Annotated in this window: 21 protein-coding genes and 1 tRNA gene; 11 read left to right on the top strand and 11 right to left on the bottom strand. The window is 67.7% G+C overall.

Translation table 11 applies throughout. From position 1 onward, the window contains the following. Positions 1-164 precede the first annotated feature (164 nt). From ABTV68_RS06125 to ABTV68_RS06105, 5 genes are all read right to left on the bottom strand, one after another. Positions 165-1,703 (bottom strand): DUF222 domain-containing protein, encoded by a 1,539-nt coding sequence (locus tag ABTV68_RS06125; RefSeq protein ID WP_433676733.1) that lies wholly within the window; start codon positions 1,701-1,703, stop codon positions 165-167. Positions 1,704-2,224: 521 nt separating this feature from the next. Next, entirely contained in the window at positions 2,225-2,785 is a 561-nt protein-coding gene (locus ABTV68_RS06120) for a histidine phosphatase family protein (RefSeq protein WP_433676732.1), read from the bottom strand. 177 nt (positions 2,786-2,962) lie between these two features. Next, positions 2,963-3,035 (bottom strand) — tRNA-Arg (locus tag ABTV68_RS06115). A 68-nt stretch (positions 3,036-3,103) separates the two neighbouring features. Beyond that, positions 3,104-3,850, bottom strand: a complete 747-nt coding sequence (gene trmB / locus ABTV68_RS06110; protein WP_433676731.1) for a tRNA (guanosine(46)-N7)-methyltransferase TrmB — start codon at positions 3,848-3,850, stop codon at positions 3,104-3,106. A 98-nt stretch (positions 3,851-3,948) separates the two neighbouring features. Further along, positions 3,949-4,785: a DUF3097 domain-containing protein gene (locus ABTV68_RS06105; RefSeq protein WP_433676730.1), complete on the bottom strand. Its 837-nt coding sequence runs from the start codon at positions 4,783-4,785 to the stop codon at positions 3,949-3,951. 230 nt (positions 4,786-5,015) lie between these two features. Between ABTV68_RS06105 and ABTV68_RS06100 the strand changes: the two genes are divergently transcribed. The 4 genes from ABTV68_RS06100 (at position 5,016) to ABTV68_RS06085 (ending at position 9,228) form a co-directional block, all read left to right on the top strand. Further along, entirely contained in the window at positions 5,016-7,016 is a 2,001-nt protein-coding gene (locus tag ABTV68_RS06100) for a TPM domain-containing protein (RefSeq protein ID WP_433676729.1), read from the top strand. An 81-nt stretch (positions 7,017-7,097) separates the two neighbouring features. Then, the gene (locus tag ABTV68_RS06095) at positions 7,098-7,832 is read left to right on the top strand and encodes a PspA/IM30 family protein (protein WP_433676728.1); all 735 of its coding nucleotides are present in this window, start codon (positions 7,098-7,100) and stop codon (positions 7,830-7,832) included. 122 nt (positions 7,833-7,954) lie between these two features. Continuing rightward, complete coding sequence (locus tag ABTV68_RS06090) at positions 7,955-8,782, top strand: arginase family protein (RefSeq protein ID WP_433676727.1); 828 nt, start codon at positions 7,955-7,957, stop codon at positions 8,780-8,782. After that, complete coding sequence (locus ABTV68_RS06085) at positions 8,779-9,228, top strand: Fe-S oxidoreductase (RefSeq protein WP_433676726.1); 450 nt, start codon at positions 8,779-8,781, stop codon at positions 9,226-9,228. The genes ABTV68_RS06090 and ABTV68_RS06085 overlap by 4 nt, the downstream gene beginning before the upstream one ends. Before the next feature lie 19 nt (positions 9,229-9,247). On the opposite strand, the gene ABTV68_RS06080 is transcribed toward ABTV68_RS06085, so the two are convergent. Genes ABTV68_RS06080 through ABTV68_RS06070 form a run of 3 tightly spaced genes read right to left on the bottom strand, consistent with a single transcriptional unit; the run spans position 9,248 to position 10,961 of the window. Further along, entirely contained in the window at positions 9,248-9,688 is a 441-nt protein-coding gene (locus ABTV68_RS06080; RefSeq protein WP_433676725.1) for an SIP domain-containing protein, read from the bottom strand. A gap of 56 nt (positions 9,689-9,744) precedes the next feature. Continuing rightward, the gene (locus tag ABTV68_RS06075; RefSeq protein ID WP_433676724.1) at positions 9,745-10,467 is read right to left on the bottom strand and encodes a tyrosine-protein phosphatase; all 723 of its coding nucleotides are present in this window, start codon (positions 10,465-10,467) and stop codon (positions 9,745-9,747) included. Positions 10,468-10,496: 29 nt separating this feature from the next. Continuing rightward, positions 10,497-10,961, bottom strand: coding sequence for a carboxymuconolactone decarboxylase family protein (locus ABTV68_RS06070; protein WP_433676723.1), 465 nt, complete (start codon positions 10,959-10,961; stop codon positions 10,497-10,499). Positions 10,962-11,156: 195 nt separating this feature from the next. Here ABTV68_RS06070 and ABTV68_RS06065 point away from each other — a divergent pair, with 195 nt between their 5' ends. The 6 genes from ABTV68_RS06065 to ABTV68_RS06040 all read left to right on the top strand — a co-directional run bounded on the left by ABTV68_RS06065 (position 11,157) and on the right by ABTV68_RS06040 (position 17,216). After that, positions 11,157-12,116 (top strand): alpha/beta fold hydrolase, encoded by a 960-nt coding sequence (locus tag ABTV68_RS06065; protein WP_433676722.1) that lies wholly within the window; start codon positions 11,157-11,159, stop codon positions 12,114-12,116. A 147-nt stretch (positions 12,117-12,263) separates the two neighbouring features. Beyond that, on the top strand, positions 12,264-13,775 hold the full coding sequence (locus tag ABTV68_RS06060) for an ABC transporter substrate-binding protein (protein WP_433676721.1): 1,512 nt from the start codon (positions 12,264-12,266) through the stop codon (positions 13,773-13,775). A 21-nt stretch (positions 13,776-13,796) separates the two neighbouring features. Then, the gene (locus ABTV68_RS06055) at positions 13,797-14,747 is read left to right on the top strand and encodes an ABC transporter permease (RefSeq protein ID WP_433676720.1); all 951 of its coding nucleotides are present in this window, start codon (positions 13,797-13,799) and stop codon (positions 14,745-14,747) included. Next, on the top strand, positions 14,747-15,643 hold the full coding sequence (locus ABTV68_RS06050) for an ABC transporter permease (RefSeq protein WP_433676719.1): 897 nt from the start codon (positions 14,747-14,749) through the stop codon (positions 15,641-15,643). The genes ABTV68_RS06055 and ABTV68_RS06050 overlap by 1 nt, the downstream gene beginning before the upstream one ends. After that, positions 15,640-16,428 (top strand): ATP-binding cassette domain-containing protein, encoded by a 789-nt coding sequence (locus ABTV68_RS06045; protein ID WP_433676718.1) that lies wholly within the window; start codon positions 15,640-15,642, stop codon positions 16,426-16,428. Before ABTV68_RS06050 ends, ABTV68_RS06045 begins: the two co-directional genes overlap by 4 nt. Then, positions 16,425-17,216: an ABC transporter ATP-binding protein gene (locus tag ABTV68_RS06040; protein WP_433676717.1), complete on the top strand. Its 792-nt coding sequence runs from the start codon at positions 16,425-16,427 to the stop codon at positions 17,214-17,216. The genes ABTV68_RS06045 and ABTV68_RS06040 overlap by 4 nt, the downstream gene beginning before the upstream one ends. A 7-nt stretch (positions 17,217-17,223) precedes the next feature. On the opposite strand, the gene ABTV68_RS06035 is transcribed toward ABTV68_RS06040, so the two are convergent. The 3 genes from ABTV68_RS06035 to ABTV68_RS06025 are packed head-to-tail and all read right to left on the bottom strand — an operon-like array spanning position 17,224 to position 19,284. Continuing rightward, positions 17,224-17,811, bottom strand: coding sequence for an N-acetyltransferase family protein (locus ABTV68_RS06035; RefSeq protein ID WP_433676716.1), 588 nt, complete (start codon positions 17,809-17,811; stop codon positions 17,224-17,226). After that, on the bottom strand, positions 17,804-18,499 hold the full coding sequence (locus ABTV68_RS06030; protein WP_433676715.1) for a uracil-DNA glycosylase: 696 nt from the start codon (positions 18,497-18,499) through the stop codon (positions 17,804-17,806). Before ABTV68_RS06030 ends, ABTV68_RS06035 begins: the two co-directional genes overlap by 8 nt. Beyond that, on the bottom strand, positions 18,499-19,284 hold the full coding sequence (locus tag ABTV68_RS06025) for an SDR family oxidoreductase (protein ID WP_433676714.1): 786 nt from the start codon (positions 19,282-19,284) through the stop codon (positions 18,499-18,501). The genes ABTV68_RS06030 and ABTV68_RS06025 overlap by 1 nt, the downstream gene beginning before the upstream one ends. A 182-nt stretch (positions 19,285-19,466) precedes the next feature. Here ABTV68_RS06025 and ABTV68_RS06020 point away from each other — a divergent pair, with 182 nt between their 5' ends. Next, entirely contained in the window at positions 19,467-20,783 is a 1,317-nt protein-coding gene (locus tag ABTV68_RS06020) for a bifunctional o-acetylhomoserine/o-acetylserine sulfhydrylase (protein WP_433676713.1), read from the top strand. Positions 20,784-20,854 lie beyond the last annotated feature (71 nt).

Genomic DNA, 20,854 nt, shown 5'->3' with positions numbered 1-20,854 from the left:
CCGAGTTCCCGACAATCGAGCCGAGTTCCCGACGTCCGAGCCGCGTTCCCGACGTCCGAGCCGCGTTCCCGACGACCGAGCCGCGTTCCCGACGACCGAGCCGTGTCCCGGATAGCGCAAGCCGCCTTCTGAACCCTCCGGGAAACGCCGGCTCCGCGTTCCGGTCACGACGGTGGTGCGCCGTCAGTGCGCTCGCTGCGATCCCTGGCCGGATTCATACTGCCGCCGTGTTCGGGGGTGGGTGTGAAGGTGACGGTGCGGGGTGGTGGGTTTTGGGTGTGGTGGTATCCGGCGGGTGTGTGGAAGATGACGGTGCCGTCGTTGTCGGGGTGGGGTGTGATTTTCCAGTCGGCGTTGGTCTTCAACGTGTGGTGTCGGCGGCAGAGCGGGGCGAGGTTGGTGATGTTGGTGGTGCCGCCGTTGGCCCAGTCGTGGTTGTGGTCGATGTCGGTGTAGCGGATCGGGACGCGGCATCCGGGGTGTCGGCAGTGTTGGTCGCGGTGGGTGAGGAAGCGTTTCATGTCGGCGGTGGGTCGGTATCGGTCTGTGGCGAGGATGGTGCCGGTGATGGGGTGGGTGAGGATGCGGTCCAAGCCGGGTTGGTTTCCGGCGAGGGCGCGGGCGGTGTCCGCGTCGATGGGGGTGATGCCATCCAACTCGGCGCCGGTGTCGTCTTGTTCGAGGAGGGTGAGGACCGGGATAGTGACGGCGACGGTGGCGTGGATCGATCCGATCGCGGTGTCAACACTGGTGGGGGTGGTGGTGAGGAGCAGGTCGGCGAGGATGTCGGCGCGGATCTGATCCACCGTCCGCACATCATGAAACCCACCAGCGACGGCGTCAGCGCTCGGGTCCGCGCCGGCATCGACATCGGTTCGGACGTTCGCCTCTGCACGATCGTTCACATCGCGGCGAGGGTTGGCCGCGCCGGGTTCGACGTCCGCGCCCGGGTCTGTGGAGATCCAGACATCCCCGCCGGAGCTCACACGAGCACCCGGGCCGAAGCTGTTCCCAGCGCCAGCACCAGCGCCAGCGCCAGCACCAGCACCAGCACCAGCACCGGCGTTTCTGGCTGCTTTGTTGCTGGCGCGCAGGGCGTGGGCCATCTGATCCAACCGGTCCTTCACTCCGTGCGCGAGCACGGAGGGCAGCAGGGCGTGCAGGGTAGCCATGCCGTCCAGATCATCAGTGACCCAGACGGTCCGGGTGCGGCGGGCCTCACGATGGCGTTGCGTGATCGAGACGTCACGGACCTGTTCCGCGACAGGGCCCAGCAGGTGACGCAGACGATTCGGAGACTCCACCCGCGCCAACTCCAGAGCACGCTCGACGAACGCGTCCCGGGCCGGGCCTTCCTCGACCGGTAGCCCGTGCTGCAGAATCGCCCCAACATGCGATGACGTGATCTCGCCGGCTGATAGGGCGGCATGCACGGTCGGGAAGTCATGCAGAAGCTGATACGCGTCAGAGATGCGCTGCTGGATCGTGCGGTCGCTGACCCGGATCGCAGCACCCACCTCCGCTGCCAGAGACCGCAGCTCCAGGTCGGCATCCGACGAGCGGCCGGACGCACCGGAGAGCTCCACGAGATCCGCGAACAACACCGTTTCCAGCGCGTCCGCCGCCGCCCGTGAACGCGTCAACGCGACAATCGCATCCACATACCCCCGCACCACGGCAGGGTCGGGGGCAGTGCCGGTCACCCGACCACGCCGCGAACCCCTGCGCGGCGAGCCGACACCCGCCTGAGAAGCAGCGTCGGGTCCGCTCCGGGGCACCGAACCCTCTTCCACCACCGTGCGTTCTAATGTCATAGACCAAGAGTGGCAGAAACCTAGAACATAAATACGAAGAAGTGATGATCTGTGGATAACATCCCAACCGACGAAGCAACGACCAGCCGGATACCAGCCGCCGGAGGCTCACGCCGTGGCGCCTTCGGCGATATCGCACCTGTCCGCACGCAATCGCCACTCGTCCGAGCGCGATAGCCAACCTGCGCTATCGCACGGCTCATGGCTCTCGGCGACGGCATCAGGCGTCTAGCGGCATCCGCCTCGCGTGTTGCGGCGACAGAAGCGACCCACTCGACAGCATCCGGCATCCTGCGGCGTCTCACCTGGCGTCCAACTGCGTCCAGCCGCCCCACGACATCCGTGCGAAAGCCCCCGACCGCCCGACACAGGACGAAACCCGGCCCGAGGCCGACACGTCCGGAGCGTTGTCAGACCAGATTCAACCCCGCCGTCACGCGCCACGCGCCTGGCGCTCCGAGGAAGCGCACCGAGTGCGCGTTGTCGGGCTTGATGGTGGCCGCCCCCACGACGGCATCTGTGAAGGCCCGGATGAATGTGCCGTGTGTGGCCAGCACGAGGTTCTCGCCCGGATATCGCTGCGCGACCGCGTCGACCGCCCGAACGGCACGAACCATGAGGTGCTCGTACGACTCCTCGCCGGGCCAATCCTGACCCCACCGCGCGGTCGCCTCCTCGCGGGTGATACCTTCCGCCCCGCCATAATCTCGCTCAACGAGGGCGTCGTCGATCTCGATGTCCGAGACAGCGCACTCCCCCGCGATGATCCTGGCGGTCTCGACGGCACGCACCAGAGGCGACGTCACAATGCGGTCCCAGCGGACATCGGACAGCAACTGCGCCGCTTCCCGTGCCTGCGCTCGACCGGTGTCATTGAGCGGGATATCGCTCGACCCTTGCAGCAGATCGTGCAGATTCCAATCGGTCTGCCCATGGCGGACAAGGGCAAGGCGGGTCGCATTCAGTTCCATCGCGACCATTCTCCCCCGGGCCGCGCCGACCGCGGCGCGCGGCTGTAGCGTGGCGGCTCAGAGCGCGTGGGCAGGCCGGATCTCGCGCGCATGTCACGGCCTCTGGTTGCGAGGCAAACAAGCAAACGACGACCCCCGAAATCCCTGACAGAACCAGGAACTTCGGGGGTCTAGTTGTGCCCCTGACAGGAGTCGAACCTGCGACCTACGGTACCGGAAACCGGCGCTCTATCCACTGAGCTACAGAGGCGTACCGAACGAGCCTATCACCGAGCCGCCACCCCTCCTGACGCACGCGAAGCCCGGGCGCGGCGCGGTTCAGACGCGGGGTCGGCGGCGGTAAGTGAGGTCACGGATGTCGCGGCCGGCGCGCTGCCCCTTGCGTTCGAAGGCGGTCAGCACGCGTCCCTCGAAGCGCTCGGCCCACTCCCCCTCAAACGCGCGCTCGAACTGATCCGACGCGTCCAGGACCTCACGCATCTGCAGCGCGTACTCCTCCCAGTCCGTCGCCATGCGCAGCAGACCGCCATCGCGAAGCGACTCAGCGATGACCGGGGTGAACTCGGGCTGGATCAGGCGCCGCTTGTTGTGGCGAACCTTGTGCCACGGGTCGGGGAAGAACACCCACACCTCGCTGACGCTGGCCGGCGGGAGGAGCTTCGCGAGAACCTCGGGGGCATTCGCTTCCGCCAGCCGGAGATTGGTCACCCCCGCCTTGTCGGCATCCAGCATGGTGCGCGCGAGGCCCGCGCGGAACACTTCGACGGCCAGGAAGTCGGCGTCCGGATTCTGTTGCGCGGCGTGCACGATCGCGTGCCCCTGACCGGATCCGATCTCGACCGTCAGCGGCGCCTCACGTCCATATGCCGCTGCAGGAATGAACTGTGCGGAGGGATGCACGGACATCGAGGCGATGTCGCGGGGGATGTCCAAGAGGTAGGTGCTCGCGAGGTCCGCATAGGCACGCTCCTGCGCGTCGGACATGCGACCCGATCGGCGCACGAAGGACACGGTCTTCTTGCGGAACGGGACCTCTGGGCTCTCGGGCGCGCCGGAATCACTCACCTGTCAAGGGTAGGACACCACGCTGCGTCGACCGACACACACAGCGCGTGACCTCCTGGCTGCACGACGCCGCATCGGTGCGCGGACCGCGCGCATGATCACTCCGTGACGAAGTCGATCAATTCCTCGACACGGCCGATCAGCGCCGGCTCCAGATCACGGAACGTCGTCACGCGCGACAGGATCCGCTGCCACGCCCGCGCGATGTCCGCCTGATCCTCGTGCGGCCAGCGGAATGCCTGGCAGATGCCCGCCTTCCACTCCACGCCTCGAGGAATCACCGGCCACGCCTTGATCCCCATCGCCTGGGGAGTCACGGCCTGCCAGACGTCGATGTACGGGTGGCCGACGATCTTCATGTGCTTGCCGTGCGGGCCGCGCAAGAGCTTCTCCACGATCCGCGTCTCTTTGGATCCCGGCACCAGATGATCGACGAGTACCCCGTATCGGCGCTCGGCTGTGGGCGGCTCGACTTCCAGCAGCTCCGCGAGATTGTCCACGCCCTGCAGGTACTCCACGACGACGCCCTCAATACGCAGGTCCGCGCCCCAGACCTTCTCGACGAGCTCCGCATCGTGGCGTCCCTCCACGAGGATCCGGCTGGGGCGCGCCGTGCGAGCACGAGCGTCCGCTACGGCGAAAGATCCCGATGCGGTGCGTGTCTTGCCCGTCGTCGGCGTCTTCGGCGCAGCGGGAACGAGTTCAACGACCTCGCCGTCGATGAGGAAACCATGCCCCAGCGGGAACAGGCGCTTGCGGCCCTTCCAGTCCTCCAATTCGACCTCGGCATGGGTCGACTTCGTGACAGCACCACAGAACCCATCGGCGGCCACTTCGACCACCAGGTCCAGCTCCGCGGGAACCTTCCTGACGAGCTTGCGCCCCACGTCGCGCCACCCGGGCGCGAGCACATCCGCGCCGTACCGATCGTCCATCCTGACCTCCCGAAGCTCCCAGCCTAGGACGGACCACGACCGACGATCCGGCCCGACGCGCGCGCACATTCATCCCTCCCCACGTGTGATTTCGCTGTGGGCGTTGCCTCACCTGGGAAGTCGGTGATGACCTCGCTCGCCCGGATGAATAGAGTTGTCGCAGAACCGGAACCTCGAGCTCAACAGGGGGTGGCATGCGGGGTCTGAGACGAGTACTGACGCTCGGCGCGATGGTTGGAGTGCTTCTAGCCGGGGTCGGCGTGGGCGCAGCGTACGCGACCGATCCGGGCCCACTCACCGGGAGCGGTCACATCACAGATTCCAGCGATGTCCTCTCGCCCAGCCAGGAAGAGACGCTGAACGAAGAGCTGGAAAAGCTCGCCACTGACAGCGGTGCGGAGCTCTTCGTCGTCTTCATCGACTCGTACACGAATCCGTCCGGCGATATCGAGTGGACAGAGCGGACCCGCAATGGAAACAACTTCAGCGATCGTCAGTATCTGATTTCGATCGCTACCGTAGACCGCGCCTTCGCAATGGCGGGCCCGGAAACCGGAGGCCCGCTCAGCGCATCCCAGCAGATCGAGGTCACCGACGCGATGCTGCCCGCCCTGCGGGACAGCGACTGGGCGGGTGCCGTTTCCGACAGTGCGGCAAAGGTCCAGGACATCCTGGTGGATGGTCCGAAGCGCGCAGCGACCGGATGGATGCTGTTCGGGGTCGTCGTCGTCCTCGCGGTGCTGGCGACGGTCGTGATCCTCTTGGTTCGACGCGCTCGCAAGGCCGCCGCCGAGCGAGCGAAACGGCAGGCGCAGATCGAGCAGCTGTCCCAGGACGCCGGAATCGCTCTCGTGCGCACCGACGACGTCGTGAAGGCCAGCGAGCAGGAGATGGACTACGCACGGGCCCAGTTCGGGGATGAGGCCATTGGCGAGTTCACCGCCGCGCTCCAGGCCGCATCGAAGAACCTTGATGAGGCGTTCAGTCTCAAGCAGAAGCTTGACGACGAGATTCCCGACACCGACCAGCAGAAGATCGAGTGGAACCAGCGGATCGTTCAGCTGTGCTCCGAGACGACCACAGATCTGGAGAGCAAGAAGGCCGACTTCGATCAGCTGCGCAAGCTGGAGCAGAACGCGCCGGCAGCTCTCGAGAACGTCCGGCGGCTGCGTGCCGCCGCGTCCGCAGAAATCGAACGAGCCGACCAGATCCTCGCTCAGCTCGCGCAGACATATGCGGCCAGCGCGATCTCCGCGGTGACCGACAACACCACGCAGGCGCGCTCACGCATCACGTTCACGGACCAGCAGATCACGGCGGCTGAGTCCGCCATCGCCGCCGGTCAGACCGGAGATGCAGCGATCTCGATCCGCGCCGCCGAGGGCGCGATTCAACAGGCGACGCAGCTCGAAGATGCGGTCGAAGCACTTGCGACGAACCTCACGGCGGCGGAGCAGCGCGGTGGCGAACTGGTCCGGGAGATCCAGAACGACATCCAGGGCGCGCAGAGTCTGCCTGATTCGTCGGGAGCGGTCGCACAGACCGCGGCGACCGCCGCACAACAGCTGCGCCAGGCTCAATCCCTGCTCGGCAATGCGAGCCGTGACCCACTCGAGGCTCTTCGCATGCTGGAGTCCGCCAACACGGCGATCGATGCCGTGATCGCGCGAGGACGCGATGAGCAGGCGAAGATCCAGCGCGCGCAGTCGATGCTGGGCAGCGCACTGCAGCGGGCCGACACGCAGATCGCATCGGCGGAGAGCTTCATCCTGAACCGGCGCGGGGCCATCAGCAGCACGGCCCGCACGCGTCTGTCGCAGGCACAGCAGAACGCCAACCAGGCCCGCGCGCTCGCGAGCACCGATCCCGTCCAGGCGCTCAGCCTCGCGCAGTCCGCAGACCGGCTCGCCTCGGAGGCACTGCGACTCGCCCAGAACGACATGGGTATGTGGGGCGGCGGAGGCGGCGGAGGAAACGACGACAGTCTGGGCGCCCTGCTCGGCGGCATCCTCATCGGCAACTCCATGAACAACAACCGTCGCGGAGGCGGATGGGGCGGCGGAGGCGGCGGGATCTTCGGCGGCGGCGGAAGCGGCAGCAGCGGCCACAGCGGTGGCTTCTTCGGTGGCGGCGGAGGCGGCGGCGGGTTCTCCGTCGGTGGCTTCGGTGGCGGAGGAGGCGGCTTCGGTGGAGGCGGCGGCTCGTCAGGACACAGTGGAGGCCGCTTCTGACCCCGTGAACACGACACCCTGAACTTCATCCCCGGGCCGCCGGCCCGCAACAGCACGAACCTTCCAAGGAAAGGAAACCCGATGGCAAAGCAGTCCATCTTTGGTCGCATCTCCACCCTCATCCGGGCGAACGTCAACGCGATGATCGACGCGGCCGAGGACCCGCAGAAGATGATCGACCAGCTCGTTCGCGACTACAGCAACAACATCGCGGATGCAGAGTCGGCGATCGCGGAGACGATCGGCAACCTGCGCATGCTCGAGCGCGACCACGCCGAGGACGTCCAGGCCGCCAACGAGTGGGGCCAGAAGGCCCTGGCCGCCAGCCGCAAGGCAGACGAGTTCCGCACGGCGGGCAACACCGCCGACGCGGACAAGTTCGACAACCTCGCCAAGGTCGCGCTGCAGCGTCAGATCTCCGCCGAGGGCGAGGCCCGCCAGGCCGAGCCCACCATCGCGTCGCAGACCGAGGTCGTCGACAAGCTCAAGAGCGGTCTCAATGGCATGAAGACCAAGCTCGAGGAGCTGAAGAACAAGCGCAGCGAACTGGTTGCTCGTGCCAAGACCGCCGAGGCACAGAACCGCGTCCACGACGCCGTGAAGTCCATCGACGTCATGGACCCGACCAGCGACCTCAGCCGCTTCGAGGACAAGGTCCGCCGCCAGGAGGCCCTCGCGCAGGGCAAGGCGGAGATCGCCGCGTCGTCGCTGGACGCGCAGTTCAACAGCCTCGACGACATGGGTGAGCTGACCGAGGTCGAGGCACGCCTGGCCGCGCTCAAGGCCGGCCAGCCGCCGCAGGCCATCGAGCAGTAATTCATCGCCTCACGCAGCGGGTGTCGGTCTTCGGGCCGGCACCCGCTGGTGTCTCACCAGGGCAGGTGCGCTGAGGGCGAAGCGCAGAGACAGCGAAGCGGAGCGGTGGGAAGATTGTCCGCATGACTCGCTTCCTGATCGTGCCGCAGTGGCAGGGCTCACCATCGGCTCGCGCCATGTCCCTCGCCGATGGTGCGGAGGCCATCGCCGGTGACCTGCCGCATAGCGCGGTCCTGTCCGTGCCGGTGCCGTTGGAAGCGGGCGAGCCCATCGAGACCGAGGTGCTGCGGGCGAGTTCGCTGCTGCGAGTCCAGCAGGCGATCGTCGAGGCACTCGGCAAGGTCGCCCCGGATGAGCACGCCGTCCTGGTCGGCGGCGACTGCAGCATCTCCGTACCGGCTATCGCTCACCATGCGGAGCATCACGCGCGAACGTCGGGGGAAACTCTCGCCGTCGTCTGGTTCGATGCCCACGGCGACCTGAACACGCCGGGCTCCAGCCCGTCCGGATCTTTCGCTGGCATGGCGTTGCGCACGGTGCTCGGCGAGGGCGCAGAACCACTCACGCGGGGCGCGGTCTCCCCCGAGCACGCCACGCTCGTCGGCGCGCGTTCACTCGATGACGCCGAAGCAGATTTCATCGCCGCTTCCGGCATCGGGACCCACGCGGGCGATGACGCCGCAGATCTCGCCGACGCGATCGTTGCGACCGGCGCGACGCGGGTGTACCTCCACATCGACCTCGATGTGCTCGATCCCGCCGAGATCACCGGGGTCGGGGACGCCGTTCCCTTCGGCCTGACGCGCGTGCAGCTCGTTGACGCGATCCGCGCCATTCGCGAACGCGTTCCGCTCGCAGGCGCCACGATCGCGGGCTTCTCCCCCGCGTCCCCGCTCGCGGCGGTCGAAGATCTCGGCGCGATTCTGCGCATCGTCGGCGCTCTCGCATGACCCGCCACATACCGGCGGACTGGGAGGCGCGTGCCGAGCGGATCGTGCGCCGCGGCGAACGATGGGATCGGCTCATCCCGAAGGCGCTGCTGGACTCACCCGTGAGCCTCATCGGATTCTGGTGGGGCTGCGCCGTGGGATGGGTCTGGGGTGGGCTGTGGAGTCGGGGTCGGGTGGAGCGCCGAAACGGTCTGTGGGTCTTCCGCGGCATGCCGAACTGGACCCACGCCCGCGGCGGCGTATGCGTCGGCAACTGCTTCCTGACCGGGGAGACGAAGCCGACCGATGCTGTGCTGCGTCATGAAGCCGTTCACGCGCTCCAGTGGCGACGCTACGGCTTCCTGATGCCGTTCCTGTATGCGTTGTCGGGGCGCAACCCCCTGCGCAATCGCTTCGAGATCCAGGCCGGCCTCGTCGACGGGAACTACGTCCCACGCGGAATGTGACCTGCGGAAGGCCTCCGGGTCAGCGCGCGAGAGCGAAGACGCGCGACGCGGGAACCTCGAGCGACGCCGTCAGGTGCGTCGCGATGTCGGAGGCCGCCAGCGGGTCCCCCAGCAGAAACACGCGCGTGGTGTCGTCCTCGTCCTCGCACAGCATCTCGTCTGCCCAGGCCGTCACCGCACGGGTCAGAGCGTGTCCCCGGCCGCACGCGCTTCCGGCGGGGCCGGTGCGACGAGACCGATCGAGCCAGGTGACCGTCATCCGCGACGGCACCTGCAGCTGCGAAACCCACGATGCGTCAGGGATCTCGACGAACACGCGACCCGTCGCGCACAGCGGCAGGGTGGCGATCAGCGCCTCCAGCTCGGCGAAGCACGTCTCGTCGGCCGCGATGAGGTGCGGGGCCTTCGGGTTGCGTGCGGCGCGGCGCGCGGAGACGGGGCGGGATGGACGTGCGGTCATGATGCGTCCATCATAACGCGAGGATAGGCATGCCTTACCTCACCGGCAGGATTTCCTCAGCGGGCGATGAGCACGTCCGCGAGTCCGGCGATCTCGTCATCACTCATGCCGTGTGCCCGCAGGTAGTCCGCGGGCGATCCGTACTGCGCGTCGAGACTGTCGAGGAGTCCGTGCATCACGCGAGCGGGTGAGCGCGTGGTGAGCTCCTCCAGGTGCACCATGTCGGGATACATCCGGCCGAGGAACGACAGCACCTGGCGGTTGCGCTCCTCGGGGAGCAGCACCTCGGTGCGCGCGTAATCCGCGACGACAGCGTCCCGATCGACGCCCGCTGCCGACAACGCCAACGCCACCGTCACTCCGGTGCGATCCTTGCCCACCGTGCAGTGCACCAGCACCGGCTGCACCTCCAGCACCGTGCGCACCGCATCCACCACACGCGCGGCGGCGTCTTCGGTCATCGCACGGTACATGTCGTCGAGACTCTGATCCTCGGCGAAGAAGGAGGCGACCGACCCGAGGAACACGGGCATGCGCCGGATGGGAACCTCACCGGCACGTGACGGATCGCGCTGCACCTCCTCGTCGTCGCGGAGGTCTACGATGGCGCGCAGGCCCAGCGCCTCGAACGCGGAGCGATCTGCGAGCTGTGCCAGATTGCCCGAGCGGAACAGCACCCCCGAGCGCGTCACGCCCGTCCCCGCGCGAAGGCCGCCGACGTCGCGGAAGTTGAGCACCCCGCGAACCAGCGAGTCACCGGGCACATCTGCGCCAGGCATATCGTCAGCCGCCGGAGCGGTCGGAAGGCTCACTGTGCGCGCGGCGGCACGGGATACCGGCCCGCCACCGCGACCCTGTTGAACGCGTTGATCGAGACGCACGCCCAGCTCAGCGCGGCGTACTCCTTCTCCGTGAGCACCGAGCCGACGCTGTCATACACCTCGTCGGACACTCCGCCCTCACCGATGTTCACGTACGCTTCCGCGAGTTCGAGACCCGCTCGCTCGCGGTCCGTGAACACGCCGGACTCCCGCCATGCGCCGATCTGCATCATCTCGTCGGTCGTGAGACCGGCCGCGATCGCGCGGTCGGTGTGCACGCGCAGGCAATACGCACATCCGTTGAGCTGCGAGGACCGCAGCATCACGATCTCCTTGAGCCGCTCATCGACCCCGTTGGCCGTGCAGATGCGCGCGACAGTGTCGGAGAATGCCGCGAGAGCCTTGTACGCCTCGGGTTCGGTCCGGGACAGGTGCACGCGATTCTCAGCCATGCATCCATGCTAGGTCGTTGCCGCCCCAGAACGGCCGAAATGCAAAGTGACAATGCTGCACGTCGAGTGCATGACATATAGCCAAGCCAACACGCAGATCAGTTCAGCAAAATGTCAGCCGGTTTCGCTGATGCGGCAAAGACGGTTCAGAATGGGCCTGCGCGAACCCGCGCCTCCCTCGACCGAAGGATCCCCGTGATCATCGACGCGAACCAAGCCACACCGAACGGCACCGACGAGTTCGCCTACCTCCCCGGGCAGGTTGACACTCTCAACTCCCGGTCCGAGCGCTCGCCGATCACGGTACCCATCGTCGCGCGTGTCGCGGTGGACACCTCGGCGGGATCGATCAGCGCCCTGCGCTTCGGGACGGACGCACCCGCCGTCGTGCTCCTCCACGGCGCGGGCCTGAACGCGCACACCTGGGACACCACCCTCCTGGCTCTCGGCCTCCCCGCTCTCGCCATCGACCTGCCCGGTCACGGCGATTCCGCGTGGCGCAGCGACGCGGACTACTCCCCCGCCCGCATGGGACCCGCCGTCGCAGATGCGATCGCATCCTTCGTAACGGCGCCGATCGTACTCGTGGGCCACTCCCTCGGTGGCATGACGGCCGCCTGGATCGCGGCCCATCGACCGGAACTCGTGAGCAAGCTCGTCCTCGTCGATATCACGCCGGGTATCGAGGGTGGCCCCGGCCCCGCTCAGCTGCGCGCGTTCTACGAGAAGGCTGACTTCCCGTCGCGCGACGCCGTCGTCGACTGGGCGCAATCCTTCGGCATGGGCGGCTCCCGGGCGGACACCGAGCGCGGCGTCTTCTTCAACACCCGCGTCCGGGACGATGGCCGTGTGATCTGGAAGCACCACTTCGCGGAGCTTGCTCGTCTCATCCTTCCCGGTGCCGATGCGGACGACACCGCCACAGACGTGAACACCCCCGCCCTCCGCCTCGACACGGGATGGTCGGACCTCGCCGCGGTCAGCGCGCCGATCACCCTGGTCCGCGGCATGACAGGATACATCACCGATGCGGCACTGGCCGCCTTCCGTGAGCGCGTCCGAGACGCGGCGGTCGTCGTGATCGACTCCGGCCACAACCCGCAGGAGACGCACCCCACCGAACTGGCCGACATCATCCGCGAGGTCGCCGCGTGACGGCCTGTGACGCCGCATTCCGACCGGATTCCGCCGCGCGCTCCCCGCGTTCCTAAGCTCGCTCCATCCCGCACCGATTCCACCGAATCTCCCCGTACCTCTCCAGATTCTGCAAGTCTGAACCGACACCGTTCCGAAAGGACCGACATGTTCCGCCGAACCGCCGTCATCGCGACGATCACCGCACTCACCCTCACACTCGGGGCGTGCTCGGGCGGCAGCACCACTCCCGCTTCCAGTTCGTCCGCGTCGGCGGCCGCCGACCCGGACGCCACGCTGCGCGTGGGCCTTGTGCTCGAGCCCACCAACCTCGACATCCGCCACACCTCGGGCGCAGCTCTCGAGCAGATCCTGGTTGACAACGTCTACCAGGGCCTGGTGACCCGCACCCAGGACAACGAGATCGTCGACGCCCTGGCCAGCAAGCACGAGATCTCCGCGGACGGCCTCACCTACACCTTCACACTGCAGGACGGCGTCACCTTCAGCGGGGGCCAGCCGCTGACCTCCGCCGATGTCGTCGCCGCCTACACGCAGGTGAAGGATGACGAGACCATCGTCGGGCACAGCGACTTCGCGGATGTCGCCTCGATCGCCGCTCCCGATGACAGCACCGTCGTCATCACCCTGACCCAGCCCAACCAGAACTTCCTGTTCGCCCTCACCACCCCCGCCGGTCTGGTCTTCGCGAAGGACGACACCACCGACCTCAAGACCGCCACCAACGGCACGGGCCCGTTCACGCTGGAGGACTGGAAGCAGGGCGACAGCATCACCTTCGCGCGCAACGACTCCTACTGGGGCGAGAAGGCCGGGGTGAAGGAAGTGGTGTTCAGCTACATCCCCGACTTCAGCTCCGGTGTGAACGCGGCACTCGATGACAGCGTGGACGTGCTCACCGCCGTCGACCCGAACCTGGCGTCACGCTTCGAGGGCACCGACTTCACGATCACCCGCGGAAAGACCACGGACAAGGCCGTGCTGGCGTTCAACAACGCCGCGGCCCCGCTCGATGACCCGAAGGTGCGCGAGGCGCTGCGTCTGGCCATCGATCACGAGGCCCTGATTGAGGCCGTCGGTGCCGGCCAGCCGCTGTACGGTCCGATCCCCGAACTCGACCCAGGATACGAAGACCTCTCGAGCGTGGTGTCCTACGACCCGGAGAAGGCGAAGTCCCTGCTCGCCGAAGCGGGCAAGAGCAATCTCAGCCTGACGCTCACCATCCCGAGCTTCTACGGCACCACGGTTCCCACCTACCTGGTCTCCGCGTTCAACAAGATCGGCGTCAAGCTCACCGTCAATTCGGTCGAGTTCCCCACCTGGCTGACCGACGTCTACCAGAACCACGATTACGAGCTCAGCTACGTGCTGCACGTGGAGCCGCGCGACTTCGGCAGCACGTGGGCGAACCCGGACTACTACTTCGGCTACAAGAACGCGAAGGTCAGCGAGCTATACGAGCAGTCGCTACGCACCGTGGACGCTGATGAGTCCGCGAAGCTGCTCGCGGAAGCGGCGAAGATCGTGTCGGAGGACAACGCGGCGGACTGGCTGTACGTCGGCGAGACGCTGACCGCGGTCTCCCCGCTCGTGCACGGCTTCCCCACCGATTCGATCAACTCGCGCATCGATCTGTCGCAGATCACCGTCTCGGAGTGAGTCGGCCCGACTGACATATCGATGACACGATTCCTGCTCACCCGAGTGGCCCTGCTGATCGCAGGGCCACTCGTGGCGAGCATCCTCATCTTTCTGGCGCTGCGCGTCTTCCCCGGTGACGTCGCCCAGCTGATCGCCGGCTCGAAGGGAACACCGGAGCAGGTCGCACAGCTCCGAGAGCAACTGGGCCTCAACGCGCCGCTGTGGGAGCAGTACGTCGACTGGATCGGCGGCATCTTCCGCGGCGACCTCGGCACCTCCCTCCTCACCGGCTCCGCCGTCACCGACCAGCTGGCCGAAAAGGCGCAGGTCACCGTGCCGCTCGCACTGATGTCCATGCTCGTCGCCCTGCTGGTGGGCGTGCCGTTCGGTGTGCTTTCCGCCCTCGGGCGCAGCAAGCGCTCCGGAAGCGCCATCAGTTTCATCGCGCAGGCGCTCGCGTCCGTTCCGGTGATCTGGGCGGGCATGCTGCTGGTGATCGTGTTCGCCCTGTGGTTGCAATGGCTTCCCGCTCAGGGCTTCCCCCGTGGCGGATGGAGCCACGCACCCCAGGCCTTCGCCTCCCTCATCCTTCCCGCGCTGACGATCGGCGTCGTGGAGGGTGCCGTGCTGCTGCGCTTCGTCCGCAGCGCCACACTGCAGGCGATGACGGAGGACTACGTGCGAACGGCCGCCGCTCAGGGCCTGACCCGCACCCGAGCGCTCGTACGCGACGGACTGCCGAACGTCGCGATCTCCATCATCTCGGTTCTCGGTCTGCAGTTCGCGGGCATCGTCGTGGGTGCCGTCGTGGTGGAGAAGCTGTTCAACCTGCCCGGGATCGGACGAATGCTGGTGACTGACGTGGGCAATCGCGACCTGCCAATGGTGCAGGGCGAGATGCTCACCCTCACGGTGGTGGTGCTGGTGATCGGAGTGGTCATGGACATCGTGCATCGCCTCATCGATCCGCGACTGCGGGAGGCGTCCTGATGCGCGGAAACACCTTCACCCGGCTCTGGAGCATCGGCACCGGCCGGTTCGGTCTGATCGTCGTGGGCGTCGTCGGGCTGCTGGCCGCGGTATCGCTCGTGTGGACGCCGTTCGACCCGAAGGACGTCGACGTGGCGGCGCGCTGGGCAGGTCCCAGCTGGCCGCACCTGCTCGGCACTGACGGCACCGGCCGCGACATGCTCACCCAGCTGATGACCGGCGCGCGCACGGCCGTGTTCGTGGCGATCGGCTCCGCCATCATCGCCACGGTGATCGGGGTGGTGCTGGCGTGCCTCGGATCCCTCACCCCGCGCCTCGTGCGCGAGGGTGTGGCGACGTTCATCGACATCCTGATCGCCTTCCCGGTGCTGATCATCGCCATGATGATCTCCTCCGTATGGGGCGGATCGCTGTGGGTAGTGGTGATCGCGGTGGGCATCGGGTTCGGCGTGAACATCGCTCGCGTCACCCGTCCCGAGCTGCGCCGCGTGCTGGCCAGCGACTTCGTCCTCGCCGCGCGCGCATCCGGCCTGACGCCGGGACAGGTCGTCATCCGGCACCTGCTGCCCAACGTCGCGCCCGTCTTCATCGTGCAGCTGTCGTGGTCGATGGGCGTGGCGCTCCTCGCCGAAGCCGGCCTCAGCTACCTCGGGCTCGGCGCGTCCGTCGGCGAGCCGTCGTGGGGCCTGCTGCTGAGTGAAACGCAACAGTACATCCTGGTGCACCCGCTCGCCGTGGTGTGGCCGGGGCTCATGATCAGCATCTCCGTGCTGGCGCTGAACCTCCTCGGAGACGCGCTGCGCGAGGCGACCGACCCCACCCTCTCCCGCAAGCGCCGCGTGCCGCGTGCAGTGCGCGACACCCCCGCACAGCCCGGAAGCACGGTGATCGCATGAGCCTCGAAGTGACCGGGCTGGCCGTCGACATCGACGGCACGCGGGTGGTGGACGGGATCGACTTCGCCGTCCCCGACGGTTCCCGCGTCGGTCTGATCGGGGAATCAGGCTCTGGGAAGTCGATGACGGCGCTCGCGCTGCTCGGTCTGCTTCCCGCCGGTGCCGAGCTCTCCGGATCGATCCGCTGGAACGGGCGCGAACTGGTGGGCCTGCCCGACGGCGAGCTCGCGCAGCTGCGCGGCGACGACATCGGCATCGTGTTCCAGGAGCCCCGCACCGCTCTCAATCCCATCCGCACGGTCGGCGCGCAGATCGGTCGCTCCATCCAGATTCACGAAGGGCTGCGCGGGGCGGCGCTCCGCGAGCGCGTGATCGCCGAAGCCGCACGCGTTCGCCTCCCCGACCCGGAGTCGATCATCCGGCGCTACCCGCACCAGCTCTCCGGCGGACAGCGCCAGCGCGTCGCCATCGCGATGGCGCTGGCGTGTCGCCCGAGGCTCCTCATCGCCGACGAGCCCACGACGGCACTCGACGTCACCATCCAGGCAGACATCCTGGCGCTGCTGCGCCGGCTGGTGGCCGAGGACGGCATGTCCCTGGTGTTCATCACCCATGACCTCGCGGTGCTGAGTGAGATCGCCACCTCCGCGGTGGTGCTGGAGCATGGCCGTGTGGTCGAAGCCAGCACCATCAGCAACCTGCTGACGGCCCCGCAGTCAGCGGTCACCCAGGGACTGCTGCGGGACGCGACCGCGACCCTGTGGCGTGGCGAGGAGAAGTCATGAGTATCACCGCTCGCCAGCTCTCCCGCGTGCACCGCGGGCCTCGGGCCTCGCTGTTCGGTCCCCCGAGTCAGACCGTCGCCCTGCATCCGACCGATCTCGATATCGCCGACGGCGAATCGATCGGAATCATCGGCGAATCCGGCTCTGGCAAGTCAACGCTCATCCGGCTGCTACTGGCCCTCGACACCCCGACCACCGGCACGGTCGCGGTGGACGGCACAACCGTCGACTTCACCGGCTCTGCCACCTCACTGCACTGGCTGCGCCGTCGCACGGGACTGGTGTTCCAGGATCCGTACGCGTCGCTGGATCCGCGGATGAGCGTCGGACGCATCATCGGCGAACCGCTGTGGGCCCTCGACATTCCGGGCGACCGCCGCGCACGCGTCCGCGAGGTGCTGGAGGATGTCGGTCTCGATGCCGCGATGGCGGATCGCTATCCGCACGAGTTCTCCGGGGGACAGCGGCAGCGCATCGCGCTGGCACGCGCGCTCGTGCATCGCCCGTCGATCCTCATCGGCGACGAGCCGCTGTCCGCCCTCGACGTCACGGTGCGCGCGCAGATCCTGCAGAAGCTCGCCGAGCTCCGCGAGCGCGACGGGCTCACGCTGGTGCTGGTGTCCCACGACATCGGCGTGGTGCAGTCGCTGTGCGACTCGGTCGCCGTGATGAGCGAGGGACGCATCGTCGAGCGCGGCGCGACCGTCGACGTGCTGCACCACCCCGTGCAGGACTACACGCGCAAGCTGCTCGCTGCGATCCCGACGATCTCGCCGGGGCGCGACTGAGACGGACTCAGTACCGGTAGTGATCCGGCGGCAGCGGCTGCTCCGGTCGCGGCAGTTCGAGCTGCAGTTGGACGATGCCCAGCCAGCGGTCGAACTTGCGACCCACCTTCGACAGGTGTCCAACTTCGGTGAAACCGAGCTTACGATGCAGCGCGATGGACGCGTCGCCACCCTCGACGATCACCGCGACCACCTGTCGTACACCGGACTGCGAGCCCGCCGTCAGCAGCGCGGTCAGCAGCGCGCGACCGATCCCCTGCCCCTCCGTGCCCGGTGCCAGGTAGATCGAATTCTCGGTGGTGAACCGATAGGCGGACTTCGCCGACCAGGGCTGCAGCAGCGCATAGCCGAGCACACCGTCGCGCGGCGAATGCGCCACCAGGAACGGCAGGTCGACGGCCGCGAGCGCATCGAACTTCTCGTGCCACTCGTCCAGCGACCGCGCGGTCTCATCGAAGGTGGCCACCGACCGGCGGACGAAGTGCGCGTAGATCTCGGCGATCTCCGGCAGATCCCCGGGTTCTGCCGGACGGATGCCGTACACGGTCTCCAGGTGCCCCTCGTCGCCGAGGCGGATGGGAGTTTCGTCATTCATGCGGGATGCTCCAGTCCACCTCGCTCGCACCCTGCGCGCGCAGCAACTCATTGACCTTCGAGAAGGGCCGCGAGCCGAAGAAGCCTCGGCTCGCGGACAGCGGCGATGGATGGACCGACTGGACGATCGGAGTGTCTCCCAGCATCGGGGCGAGCGACTGGGCGTCACGCCCCCACAGGATCGCGACGAGCGGCTGTTCGCGAGCGACGAGGGTGCGGATGGCGTGGTCGGTGACCTTCTCCCATCCCCAGCCGCGATGAGACGCGGGCGCCCCCGGTGCCACGGTGAGCACGCGGTTGAGCAGCATCACACCCTGCTCGGTCCACGCGGTCAGGTCGCCGTGGGGTGCCGGGGCGATGCCGAGGTCGTCGTTCAGCTCGCGGTAGATGTTGGTGAGACTCCGCGGCAGCGGCCGGACGTGCCGATCGACGGCGAACGAGAGGCCGATCGGGTGTCCGGGGGTGGGGTACGGGTCCTGCCCCACGATCAGCACGCGCACGTCGTCGAGCGGTGCACGGAACGCTCGCAGCACGGCGTCGCCCGCGGGCAGGTAGTGACCGCCCTCGGCCACAACACCGCGGAGTCGGTCGCCGAGAGCTGCGATATCACCGGCCACGGGCTGCAGCGCCTCGGCCCATCCGGCATCCAGAAGTCCTGCCTCGGCGAGCTCCGTCAGCGACTTCGCCATCAGGCCTCGTATCCGCGGGGGCGAAGGGGACCGCGCGCCAAGACGTGCGCGGCGGCCTGGGCCACCGGTCGCATCGTCACCAGGTCCAGGTTCACGTGCGCCGGGGCGTTGAGCGCGTAGGCGATCACGTCCGCCACGTCCTCGGCGACCAGCGGCGCCTCGACGTCCTGGTAGACCTTCTGTGCCGCGGCGTCATCGCCGCGCAGGCGGTTGAGGGTGAACTCCTCTGTGTGCACGAGCCCCGGGGCGATCTCGATCACGCGGATCGGCTCGCCGTTGAGTTCCAGACGCAGGGCCTGCACGAGCATGGACTCCCCCGCCTTGGCGGCGTTGTATCCGCCGCCGCCCGGGTACGCGGTCTGCGCGGCCGTGGAGGTGACGAACACCAGGTCGGCGTGGGTTCCCGCCGCACTCGTCGCTCGCAGCTGCGGAAGCAGCGCGGCCACGAGTCGCTGCGTGCCCAGCACGTTGGCCTGGAACATCCACTCCCAGTCCTCCGGGCGACCATCCTCCACGCGTTCGGTGCCGGCAGCGCCTCCGGCCACCTGAACGACGGAGTGCACGGCACCGCGCTGCTGCAGCCAGTCGGCGAGAGCCGCGACGTCGGTGGGGTCGGTGAGGTCCGCGGCGAACACCGCGATGCCGTGCGCGTCGGCGAGCTCCTGCAGGCGTTCCGCGCGGCGGGCAACACCCACCACGTCCCATCCGGAATTCGTGAGCGCGATCGCCGTCGCCCGGCCGATGCCGGAGCTTGCCCCTGTCACCACTGCGGTGCGTGTCGTCATGGATTCCACGCTACCTCCCGTTCCTCGTGCGCCAACGTCGCCACCACGACTGCAGCGGAGGAGATGACGCACGGTGACGAGAGGAGGTTACGTAACATTTCCGTCACGTTGGTGTAAGGCGTGAGGGCTTCCTACTCTCGGGGGACGCGGTCGAATCGGGCCGCCGACCCGAAGGAGCACTCATGTCCGACAACTGGCGTTTCGAGACCAAGCAGATCCACTCCGGCGCACAGCCGGACCCCGTCACCGGGGCGCGTGCGACGCCGATCTACCAGACCACCGCGTACGTGTTCAAGGACACCGACCACGCCGCGAACCTGTTCGCGCTGGCCGAGTTCGGCAACATCTACACGCGCATCCAGAACCCCACGCAGGACGTCGCCGAGCAGCGCATCGCGGCGCTCGAGGGCGGTACGGGTGCACTGCTGCTGGCATCGGGTCAGGCCGCGTCCACCTTCGCCGTTCTCAACATCGCGCAGGCGGGAGATCACATCGTCTCCTCCGCCGCGATCTACGGCGGAACCTACAACCTCTTCAAGTACACGCTGGGCAAGCTCGGCATCGACGTCACGTTCGTCGAGAACCAGGACGACGCCGACGAGTGGCGCCGCGCGGTTCGTCCGAACACCAAGCTCTTCTTCGCCGAGACCATCGGCAACCCGAAGGTCAACGTGCTCGACATCCGCCGCGTCTCCGACGTCGCGCACGAGTCGGGCATCCCACTGATCGTCGACAACACGATCGCGACGCCGTACCTCATCCGTCCGTTCGAGCACGGTGCGGACATCGTCATCCACTCCGCCACCAAGTTCCTCGGCGGCCACGGCACGGTGCTCGGCGGCGCGATCGTCGACGGCGGCAAGTTCGCGTGGTCGGAGAACGTCGAGAAGTTCCCCGGTCTCACGGAGCCGGACCCCTCGTACCACGGTGCCAGCTACACCACCGCTGTCGGCGACGCGCTCGCGTACATCATCAAGGCGCGTGTGCAGCTGCTGCGCGACCTCGGCTCCGCGATCGCTCCGGCCTCGGCCTGGCAGCTGATCCAGGGCATCGAGACCCTGTCGCTGCGCATCGAGCGGCACGTCCAGAACGCCCAGGACCTCGCCGAGTGGCTGGAGAACCACCCCGACATTGCATCGGTCAACTACGCGGGGCTGCCGTCCTCCCCCTGGTACGCCGCCGCGAACACGTACGCACCGAAGGGTGCCGGCGCCGTGTTCTCGTTCGAGCTCAAGGGTGGCGTCGACGCCGGTCGGGCATTCGTCAACAACCTGAGCCTGTTCAGCCACCTCGCCAACATCGGTGACGTGCGCTCGCTGGTGATCCACCCGGCGTCCACCACGCACTCGCAGCTGACGCCGGAGCAGCAGCTCACCAGCGGCGTCACCCCGGGCCTCATCCGCCTGTCGGTGGGTCTGGAGAACATCGACGACCTCAAGGCCGACCTCGAGGTCGGTCTTGCCGCCGCTCGCGCTCAGGCGGAGGCCGCACGCGTCTGATCACCCGGCAACACGACGGAGGCGTCCCGCTCGCGGGGCGCCTCCGTCGTGTTGTGACGTGACGCGTCGAT

The sequence above is a fragment of the Microbacterium gorillae genome (assembly GCF_050990725.1).
Taxonomy (GTDB): Bacteria; Actinomycetota; Actinomycetes; order Actinomycetales; family Microbacteriaceae; genus Microbacterium; species Microbacterium gorillae_A.
This window is presented reverse-complemented; position numbering and strand designations above follow the sequence as displayed.

Excerpts from the sequence above, each read along its gene's own strand:
- ABTV68_RS06120 (WP_433676732.1), bottom strand. The coding sequence starts at position 2,785 with ATGGAACTGAATGCGACCCGCCTTGCCCTTGTCCGCCATGGGCAGACC.
- ABTV68_RS06105 (WP_433676730.1), bottom strand. The coding sequence starts at position 4,785 with ATGGACGATCGGTACGGCGCGGATGTGCTCGCGCCCGGGTGGCGCGAC.
- ABTV68_RS06100 (WP_433676729.1), top strand. The coding sequence starts at position 5,016 with ATGGTTGGAGTGCTTCTAGCCGGGGTCGGCGTGGGCGCAGCGTACGCG.
- ABTV68_RS06095 (WP_433676728.1), top strand. The coding sequence starts at position 7,098 with ATGGCAAAGCAGTCCATCTTTGGTCGCATCTCCACCCTCATCCGGGCG.
- ABTV68_RS06090 (WP_433676727.1), top strand. The coding sequence starts at position 7,955 with ATGACTCGCTTCCTGATCGTGCCGCAGTGGCAGGGCTCACCATCGGCT.
- ABTV68_RS06085 (WP_433676726.1), top strand. The coding sequence starts at position 8,779 with ATGACCCGCCACATACCGGCGGACTGGGAGGCGCGTGCCGAGCGGATC.
- ABTV68_RS06080 (WP_433676725.1), bottom strand. The coding sequence starts at position 9,688 with ATGACCGCACGTCCATCCCGCCCCGTCTCCGCGCGCCGCGCCGCACGC.
- ABTV68_RS06075 (WP_433676724.1), bottom strand. The coding sequence starts at position 10,467 with ATGCCTGGCGCAGATGTGCCCGGTGACTCGCTGGTTCGCGGGGTGCTC.
- ABTV68_RS06070 (WP_433676723.1), bottom strand. The coding sequence starts at position 10,961 with ATGGCTGAGAATCGCGTGCACCTGTCCCGGACCGAACCCGAGGCGTAC.
- ABTV68_RS06060 (WP_433676721.1), top strand. The coding sequence starts at position 12,264 with ATGTTCCGCCGAACCGCCGTCATCGCGACGATCACCGCACTCACCCTC.
- ABTV68_RS06055 (WP_433676720.1), top strand. The coding sequence starts at position 13,797 with ATGACACGATTCCTGCTCACCCGAGTGGCCCTGCTGATCGCAGGGCCA.
- ABTV68_RS06050 (WP_433676719.1), top strand. The coding sequence starts at position 14,747 with ATGCGCGGAAACACCTTCACCCGGCTCTGGAGCATCGGCACCGGCCGG.
- ABTV68_RS06045 (WP_433676718.1), top strand. The coding sequence starts at position 15,640 with ATGAGCCTCGAAGTGACCGGGCTGGCCGTCGACATCGACGGCACGCGG.
- ABTV68_RS06040 (WP_433676717.1), top strand. The coding sequence starts at position 16,425 with ATGAGTATCACCGCTCGCCAGCTCTCCCGCGTGCACCGCGGGCCTCGG.
- ABTV68_RS06035 (WP_433676716.1), bottom strand. The coding sequence starts at position 17,811 with ATGAATGACGAAACTCCCATCCGCCTCGGCGACGAGGGGCACCTGGAG.
- ABTV68_RS06030 (WP_433676715.1), bottom strand. The coding sequence starts at position 18,499 with ATGGCGAAGTCGCTGACGGAGCTCGCCGAGGCAGGACTTCTGGATGCC.
- ABTV68_RS06025 (WP_433676714.1), bottom strand. The coding sequence starts at position 19,284 with ATGACGACACGCACCGCAGTGGTGACAGGGGCAAGCTCCGGCATCGGC.
- ABTV68_RS06020 (WP_433676713.1), top strand. The coding sequence starts at position 19,467 with ATGTCCGACAACTGGCGTTTCGAGACCAAGCAGATCCACTCCGGCGCA.